Annotated in this window: 7 protein-coding genes; 1 reads left to right on the plus strand and 6 read right to left on the minus strand. The window is 71.2% G+C overall.

Features of this window, described 5'->3' with window-relative positions; genetic code table 11:
- The 3 genes from AC1MIR_RS25485 to AC1MIR_RS25495 form a co-directional block, all read right to left on the minus strand.
- Nucleotides 1–1,389: PAS-domain containing protein (locus AC1MIR_RS25485; RefSeq protein WP_480030972.1), on the minus strand; the 1,389-nt coding region annotated here is incomplete at its 3' end.
- Nucleotide 1,390: 1 nt separating this feature from the next.
- A complete protein-coding gene (locus AC1MIR_RS25490) occupies nt 1,391–2,458 on the minus strand; it encodes a TRAP transporter substrate-binding protein (protein WP_480030973.1) in 1,068 nt (355 codons plus the stop codon).
- A gap of 113 nt (nt 2,459–2,571) precedes the next feature.
- Complete coding sequence (locus AC1MIR_RS25495) at nt 2,572–3,894, minus strand: Coenzyme F420 hydrogenase/dehydrogenase, beta subunit C-terminal domain (protein ID WP_480030974.1); 1,323 nt, start codon at nt 3,892–3,894, stop codon at nt 2,572–2,574.
- 93 nt (nt 3,895–3,987) lie between these two features.
- Here AC1MIR_RS25495 and AC1MIR_RS25500 point away from each other — a divergent pair, with 93 nt between their 5' ends.
- The gene (locus AC1MIR_RS25500) at nt 3,988–4,422 is read left to right on the plus strand and encodes an OsmC family protein (protein ID WP_480030975.1); all 435 of its coding nucleotides are present in this window, start codon (nt 3,988–3,990) and stop codon (nt 4,420–4,422) included.
- A 69-nt stretch (nt 4,423–4,491) separates the two neighbouring features.
- Here the strand turns inward: AC1MIR_RS25500 and AC1MIR_RS25505 are convergent, their stop codons facing one another.
- The 3 genes from AC1MIR_RS25505 to AC1MIR_RS25515 all read right to left on the minus strand — a co-directional run.
- Nucleotides 4,492–5,817, minus strand: coding sequence for a TRAP transporter large permease (locus AC1MIR_RS25505; protein WP_480030976.1), 1,326 nt, complete (start codon nt 5,815–5,817; stop codon nt 4,492–4,494).
- A gap of 62 nt (nt 5,818–5,879) precedes the next feature.
- The gene (locus AC1MIR_RS25510) at nt 5,880–6,401 is read right to left on the minus strand and encodes a TRAP transporter small permease subunit (RefSeq protein ID WP_480030977.1); all 522 of its coding nucleotides are present in this window, start codon (nt 6,399–6,401) and stop codon (nt 5,880–5,882) included.
- Nucleotides 6,402–6,403: 2 nt separating this feature from the next.
- Nucleotides 6,404–7,524 (minus strand): TRAP transporter substrate-binding protein (locus AC1MIR_RS25515; RefSeq protein WP_480030978.1); only part of this gene is annotated, 1,121 nt, incomplete at its 5' end.

Consider the following 7,524-nt stretch of genomic DNA (forward strand, 5'->3'; position numbering starts at 1 on the left):
GGCTCCCCCGGCGCCGCCCCGCGGGGGGGGGGGCCGCCCCCCCCCCCCCCCCGCGGCCAGCTCCTCCATGGTGCGCTTGAGCTGGGTGATGTCGGTGCGGATGCCGACGGTGCCGCCATCGGCGGTGCTGCGCTCGGTGATGAGCACCCAGCGGCCGTCGGGCAGCAGGCGCTCGATCGGCGGGTTGTTGGCGTGCCGCCAGGCGTCCATCGCGTTGATGAAGGCGTCGATGTCCGGCCCGGCCTGCGGATACTGCCCGCGGATCGCGCCCTCGCGCATGATGTCGCGGAAATGCGCGCCCTGGTGGATGAAGGGCGACGAGATCGCGTAGAAATCCTTGTAGCGCTGGTTGCAGGCGATCAGCCGGTCGTCGGGGCCGAACATCACGAAGCCGTCCGACATGCTCTCCAGCGCGTTCTCGAGCCGCGCGCGCCCGCGGGCGCGCTCCGCCTCCACCTTCTCGCGCTGGCGCAGCCCGACCAGCAGCGCGGCGGCCAGCGCCAGCACCAGCAGCGAGAAGAGGCCGGAGACGGCGAGCGCCCGCTGGCTGTCCTGCCGCCAGATCGCCAGCGCCGCCTCGGTCTCGATCGTCGCGGTGACCAGCAGCGAGGGGTAGAGGGTCGGCCGGACCGCCACCAGCACGCTGCGGTCGTCGAAGCGGCTGGTCGCCTGCCCGGCGTTCGGCAGGCTGGAGGCGGGGCTCGACAGCTGGCGGCCGATCCGCGTCTCGTCATGCGGCAGGGAGGCCAGCAACAGGCCGTCCTCGCGCTCGAGCGTCACCCGCAGGCCGGGCGATTCGCCGCCCACCGCCAGCAGCGTGCCGATCAGCGGCACCGGCACTTCCGCCACCGCCGCCAGGGTGCCGGCGCCGGGGATGGTCACGGGGCGCGCGAAGAACAGCGACCATTCGCCGGTCACCGGGTTGCGCACCGGCCCGCCGATGGTCAGCCCGCTGCCGCTCGGCCCGGCATCGAAGAAGGAGGGGCCGAGCGGGATCGGCAGCGGCCGCCGGCGCGACACCGCGAGCCCGCTGGCCAGCGGCGTGCTGTCCGCGCCGAACAGCAGCACGTCGCGGAAGGTGAAGTTCTGGTTGTTGAGCTCGCGCAGCACCCGCCCGGCCCCGGCCGCGTCGAACCCGCCCTCGGAGGTGAAGGGGCGCAGCACCGCGGGCAGCCCCGCCAGCATCGCGTCCACCTGCACGAAGTTGCGGTTGATGGAGGCTTCCACCGCGCGGCCGATGCGGTTCACCGTGTCGAGCGCGGAGAGCAGCGCGGCGTCGCGGGCGCGGGAGACCAGCAGCGCGGTCGCCACGCCCTGCATCAGCAGCAGGGTGATCGCCGCGGCGACGAGGGCGAGCCGCAGGCGGCGCGTGGTCTGCAGCAGCGACATCTCAGTCCGCCACGGCGCGCACGCCGACCACCGGCGCCAGATGCGCGTTCCAGGCCTCCACGCAGTCCTGCCCGCAGCGGTTCACCCAGCGCGGCAGCACCACCTCGGTCAGCAGCTTCAGCCGGCGCTCCTCATCGGCCGGGCTCACCGGCACCACGGTCATGGCGCCGCGCCGCGCGGCGCTGCAGCCTGGCAGGTTGGCGTTGCACGCCAGGCCTTCGCCGGTCTCGTGCTCGGCGGCACGCCAGATGCGCTCCTCCAGGTCGCGCACGCCGCCACGGATGATCTCGCGCAGGTCCGCGGGCAGCGACGCCCAGGCACTGGCATTTGCGGCGAAGGCCGAAAGCCCCCAGCTCAGCGCCATCGCATGCACATGCGTCGTCACGTTGTAGAGCCCGATGGCATGGCCGGAGAGCGTCCCGGTGATGGCGCATTCCACCACGCCGCTGCGGAAGGCGGTAATGATCTCCGCGAAGGGCGTGACCACCGGGCTGCCGCCCAGCGCCTGGATCAGCTCCGACTGCCCGACCGAGGATGTCCGCACCCGCCGCCCCGCCAGGTCCGCCAGGCCCGAGAAGGCGCGGTTGCAGAACACGACCTGTGCCGGATAGGTGTAGATCGCAAGCAGCTCAATGCCGTAGCGCTCCCGCAGAAGGCCCTCCAGATAGGGGCGGAAGGCGCCGACCGTCCGGCGCAGCGTGGCGATGTCGGGCGACAGCGCCGGCAGGTCCACGGCGTTGAACTCCGGCTCCTCGGTGGCGGCCAGCGGCAGGATCACGGTGCCGAAGGGCACCACGCCGAGGCGCATCAGCTGCAGCATTTCCTGCCCGCGGATGCCGCTGCGGTCGAAGGGCGAGATCTCCGCCACGATCCGCCCATTGGTCAGCTCGCCGATGCGCCGGTGCCAGAAGGGTTCCTCGAACCGGACGAACTGGCTGACGCCGGCCAGGCCGCCGATCACCTTCAGGCGGAAGGGCTGCTCCTGCGCGGCCGCCTGGCCAGCCAGAAGCAGGCCCAGCACGGCGCCGGCGAGGCGGGCGAAAAGGGTCCGGCGCTGGACCGGTGGCATCGCATACTCCCTGCTCGACGCGGTGGAGCCCAGGCAACACACCGCAACGCTCGCCACCATCACGTCCTGTTAGCAGAAAATGGCAAGCGGGCGACAACCATCGCGCGAAGATCTTACATTACCTCAATATTTTTCGAAGGTCTCCTGACAGAAGCTGGCTTTGTCGGTTGTGCCGCGGCCACCACGGCCTTGACCGTCTCGGCCTCCCGCGGCGCAAGGCCGTGGGGCGCGACAAGGTGCCAGACATGGGGCGGCACCATGCTCCGCAGGCGGCGCGGGGCCATGTGGCGCAGGTACAGCACGGTCTCCACCGCCTTCATCTCCACGCGGGCGCGGGCGAATTCGAGGCCGCGCGGGCCGATCCGCGGCATCAGCCAGCCGACCAGCGGTCGCAGGAAGCCCGGCATGCGGCGCAGCGGCAGCCCGCCCGCCGCGCGTTCCGTATTCGCCAGGAACCCCTTCACCGCCCCCGTCCGCCGCCCCGCGGAAGCCGGCGCCGCGGCATCCAGCTCGTCGCCCAGCAGCCCGACCAGCTCCTCGCCGCGGTCGTTGCGCACCAGCAGCCATTGCGCGCCCGTACCGCCCATGTAGCCCACGGTGATGTCGGCGAGCACATTCGTGTAGTCCACGCAGGTGCGGCAGGTCAGCGGGAAGAAATCCGCCGGCAGCCGGCTGATCGGCAGCTGCAGGAAGGGGATGGTGCGCATCCGCCCATCGGCGTGGCGCAGCTCCACATGATAGTCGGCGCGGAACTCCAGATAGTTGATGGAGGCGGGGTCCGGGTCCAGGAGGTCGAGGAAGCGGTGGAACATCTCCGTCGTGGTATTGTCGGAGCAGGGCGTGCCGATGACGTAGAGCCTTTCCAGCCCGAGCTCCGCCTCGATCGCGCGCAGCGCATGCACCTGGCAGGGAATGCCGATCACGGCGAGGCGCCGATGCCCCGCTCGCGCCGCCGGTTCCAGCAACGCGAGCAGCGGCGCGAAGCCCATCTTCATGCCGCGGCAGGCGGCCATGTCCTCGGCCCGCGTGACCAGCACGGGCATCGGTTTCCAGCGATCCTCGGGGTCGGCGGCCATCGCCAGCACGGCGTCCACCGCGCCCGTCTCCAGCAGCCGCTCCCCGAGCCGCGTTGCGATGCCGCTCCATTGCGCACCCGGCCGCGGGGATCGCAGCGCCGCACGCAGCATCCGCCGGAACGGTCCGAAATGCAGCTCGTCCGGGCGCGCGGCATCGCGCGCGCGGCCATGCACCGCGGCCTCCAGCGCCGCGTAGTCGGGGCGGAGGAACTGGCAGGCGCGGCCGCAGGCCTTGGCGAGATCGGTGCGCGACAGCCCGCAATCCGTGCAGAGCGCCCGCGGCGCCGCCGGCCGAAGCGCCGGCACCCTGATGCCCGCCGCATCCGGGGCCGGCTCTGACTGCACGAGGTCGTGGGGCATGGCCCGGAAGGCTAGAGGCAGCGGCCCGCCCATGTCACGCTTTCCATCGCGCGGCCGGCTGGCGGAGCGGCCGCCCCGACGGGAGAACGCACGATGACATCCATCCGGCGTGAGGGATCGGCGCTCTGGCACGGCAGCGGCAAGGACGGCAGCGGCTCGCTGACGACGCAGAGCGGGACGCTCCAGCACACGCCCTATTCCTTCGGCGCGCGCTTCGGCGACGGCAAGGGGACGAACCCGGAGGAGCTGATCGCCGCCGCCCATGCAGGCTGCTTCTCCATGGCGCTGGCCTTCCAGCTTTCCGGCGCCGGCCACCCGCCGCAGGAATTGGCGACGACGGCGCGCCTCACGATGGAGCAGGAGCCTGGCGGCTGGCGGATCGCCGCCGTCACGCTCGTGCTGAAGGCGAAGGTGCCGGGGATCGCGCAGGAGAAGTTCGAAGAACTCGCCGCGGCGGCAAAGGCGAACTGCCCGGTCAGCAAGGTGCTGAACGCCGCGATCGCCCTGCAGGCGACGCTGGAGGCATAGCCCCGCGCCGGGGCTGCTCCGGCCCGGCGGGGCCGGCGCCCCGGCGGGCCGGCCGCCCCTGCGCCGCTTTCACCAGCCGATCGCCTTGGGCAGCCAGGTCGCCAGCGCCGGGAACAGGAACACCAGCCCGACCGCCAGCACCTGCATCCCCACGAAGGGGATCACGCCGCGATAGATGTCGCCCGTCGTCACCTCCGGCGGCGTCACGCCGCGCAGGAAGAACAACGCCCAGCCGAAGGGAGGCGTGAGGAAGGAGGTCTGCAGCATCACGCAGATCAGCATCGCGAGCCACACCGGATCCACGCCCGCGCTCGCGAAGACCGGCAGGAAGATCGGCACGGCGATGTAGGAGATCTCGATCCACTCCAGGAAGAAGCCGAGCACGAAGATCAGCGCCAGCATGAACCAGATGTCGGCCGCGACGCCGCCCGGCAGGAACTCGAACAGGTCATGCACCATCTTCTCGCCCTGCAGGCCGCGGAACGAGAGCGCGAAGACCTGGGCGCAGATCAGGATGAACATCATCATCGCGGTGATGCGCGCGGTGGTGCGCAGCGTGTCCACGACAAGGACCGGCGTCAGCCGCCGGCCCAGGGCGCACACCACCAGCGCGCCGAGACTGCCCATCGCGGCGGCCTCGGTGGGCGCGGCAATGCCGGCGACGATGGAGCCGAGCACGGCGATCACCAGCCCGACCGGCGGCGCGATCACCTTCACGAGCTTCACCAGCAGGTCGCGCGCCGAGGTCAGGGCGCGCTCCTCGGGCGGCACCGCGGGCACCATCTCCGGCCGGAGGATGCCGAGGACCAGGATGTAGGCGCAGTAGATCCCGGCCAGCAGCAGCCCGGGGAAGACCGCCGCGGCGAAGAGCGTGCCGACCGAGAGGTTCATGATGTCGGCCAGCAGGATCAGGATCAGCGAGGGCGGGATGATCTGTCCCAGCGTGCCGGAGGCGCAGATCACGCCGCAGGAGAGGCCCTTGTCGTAGCCGCGCCTGAGCAGCGCCGGCAGCGTCAGAAGACCGAGCGTGACCACCGTCGCGCCCACGATCCCCGTCGTCGCGCCCATCAGCACGCCGACGAAGACGATGCCCAGGCCCAGCCCGCCCCGCAGCGCGCCCGAGAGTCGCCCCACCACCTCCATCAGGTCCTCGGCCAGCCGCGATTTCTCCAGCGCCACGCCCATGAAGACAAAGAGCGGGATCGCCAGCAGCGAATAGTTGGTGACCACGCCGAAGATGCGGTGCGGCAGCAGGTTGAACAGCATCGGCCCGAAGCCGAGCCAGCCGAAGACGAAGCCCGTCACGGCCAGCGTCAGCGCCACGGGCATGCCGATCAGCAGCAGCCCGAAGAAGCCGACAAGCATCAGGATCGCGTAGACTTCGGTGATGGGCATGGTCATCCGATCTCCCTCGCCCGGCTTCCGGAGGAGGGGGGGTGTGGGCAGGGTTCAGGGGGTCAGGTGGCGGCGTCCGCGGCCCTGAGCCGCGCGAGGGCCCGCAGCGTCTCGGCGGCGAATTGCAGCAGCAGCAGCGCGAAGCCGACCGGGATGAAGGCCTTCAGCGCCCAGCGCCACGGGATGCCGCCCGGGTTGGGCGAGCCCTCGTCCTGCGCGAAGGAGACGCCGACATAGCGCCAGGACAGCCAGATCACGAGCGCGCAGACGACGAGCCCCGCCACGCCGGCGAAGAGGTCGATCGCCGCCTGCAGGCGCGGGCGGAACTGCGCATACAGCACATCCACCCGCACATGCTCGCCATGCCGCAGCGCATAGGCCGCGCCGATCAGCGCGATGGGCGACATCAGGTGCCATTCCAGCTCCTGCGCCCAGACGCTGCCCAGCGAGAAGCCGTAGCGCAGCAGCACGTTGGAGGCCATGACGACGACCAGCGCCGCGGCCCCGCCGGCCGAGATCTGGCCGACGCGGTCCACGATGGTGTCGATCGCGCCGGCCAGGCGCGCGGTCGCATCCTGCGCCACGCTCAGCCCTGGCGGATGCGGCTGTGATAGACGCTTTCCGAGTAGCCGGCCCAGGCGTCGTATTTCGCCTTGTAGGAGAAGTAACTGTCGTTCACCCGCTTGGTGACGGGGTCGCGCGCCACGGCCTCGGCCAGCACCGCCTCGGTCTCGGTGCGCAGCCGGGCCAGCACCTCGTCGGGAAGCTGCTGCGCGATGACGCCCTGGTTCTTCACCAGGTCCTCCATCGCCTCGGCATTGTTCTTCTGGCACCATGCCTCGGAGATCACGTTGCAGGCCGCGACCGCGTTCTCCACGATCGCCTTCAGGTCGTTGGGCAGCCGCGCCCAGGCCGCCTTGTTGATGATCAGCTCGGAGGCCGTCGCCGTCTCGTGCCAGCCGGTCGTGTAGTAGTATTTGGCCACGCGCTGCAGGCCGAGCTGGCGGTCCAGGAACGGCCCGACGAATTCGGCCGCGTCGATCACGCCGCGCTCCAGCGCGGGGAAGATCTCGCCGCCCGGCAGCAGCCGGACATCCACGCCGAGCCGCTGGTAGACGCGGCCGGCGAGGCCGGGGATGCGCATCTTCAGGCCGCGCAGGTCCTCCACCTTCTCGATCGGCTTGCGGAACCAGCCGGTCATCTGCACGCCGGTGTTGCCGCACAGGAACGGCACCAGGTTGAAGCGGTCATAGACCTCGCGCCACAGATCGAGGCCGCCGCCGTCGTACATCCAGCCATTGAGCCCCTGGAAGTTCAGGCCGAAGGGCACGGCGGTGAAATACTGCGCGGCGAAGGTCTTGCCGGTCCAGAAATAGGCGTTGGCGTAGTTCATCTCGACGATGCCGGAGGAGACGGCATCGAAGCCCTCCGCCGCCGGGATCAGCTCGCCCGCCCCGAAGAACTGGATGCGGATGCGGTTGTTCGACATCTTCTGGATGCGGTCGATCAGGTCGCGCGCGCTGCCCGGGCCGGTGGAGTAGAAGGCGGCCTGCGGGCCGTAGAAGCTCGTCATCCGCCAGTTGAAGGTGGTCTGGGCGGTGACGACGGCGGGCGTCGCCAGTGCCCCGGCAAGGCCGCCGGCGGCGCCCGCGCCCCCGGTGGGGCGGGGCGCCCGGGGCGCGGCCCCCGCCGCAGGTAGGCGGGCGG

The organism is Falsiroseomonas sp. RANM36 (assembly GCF_056682175.1).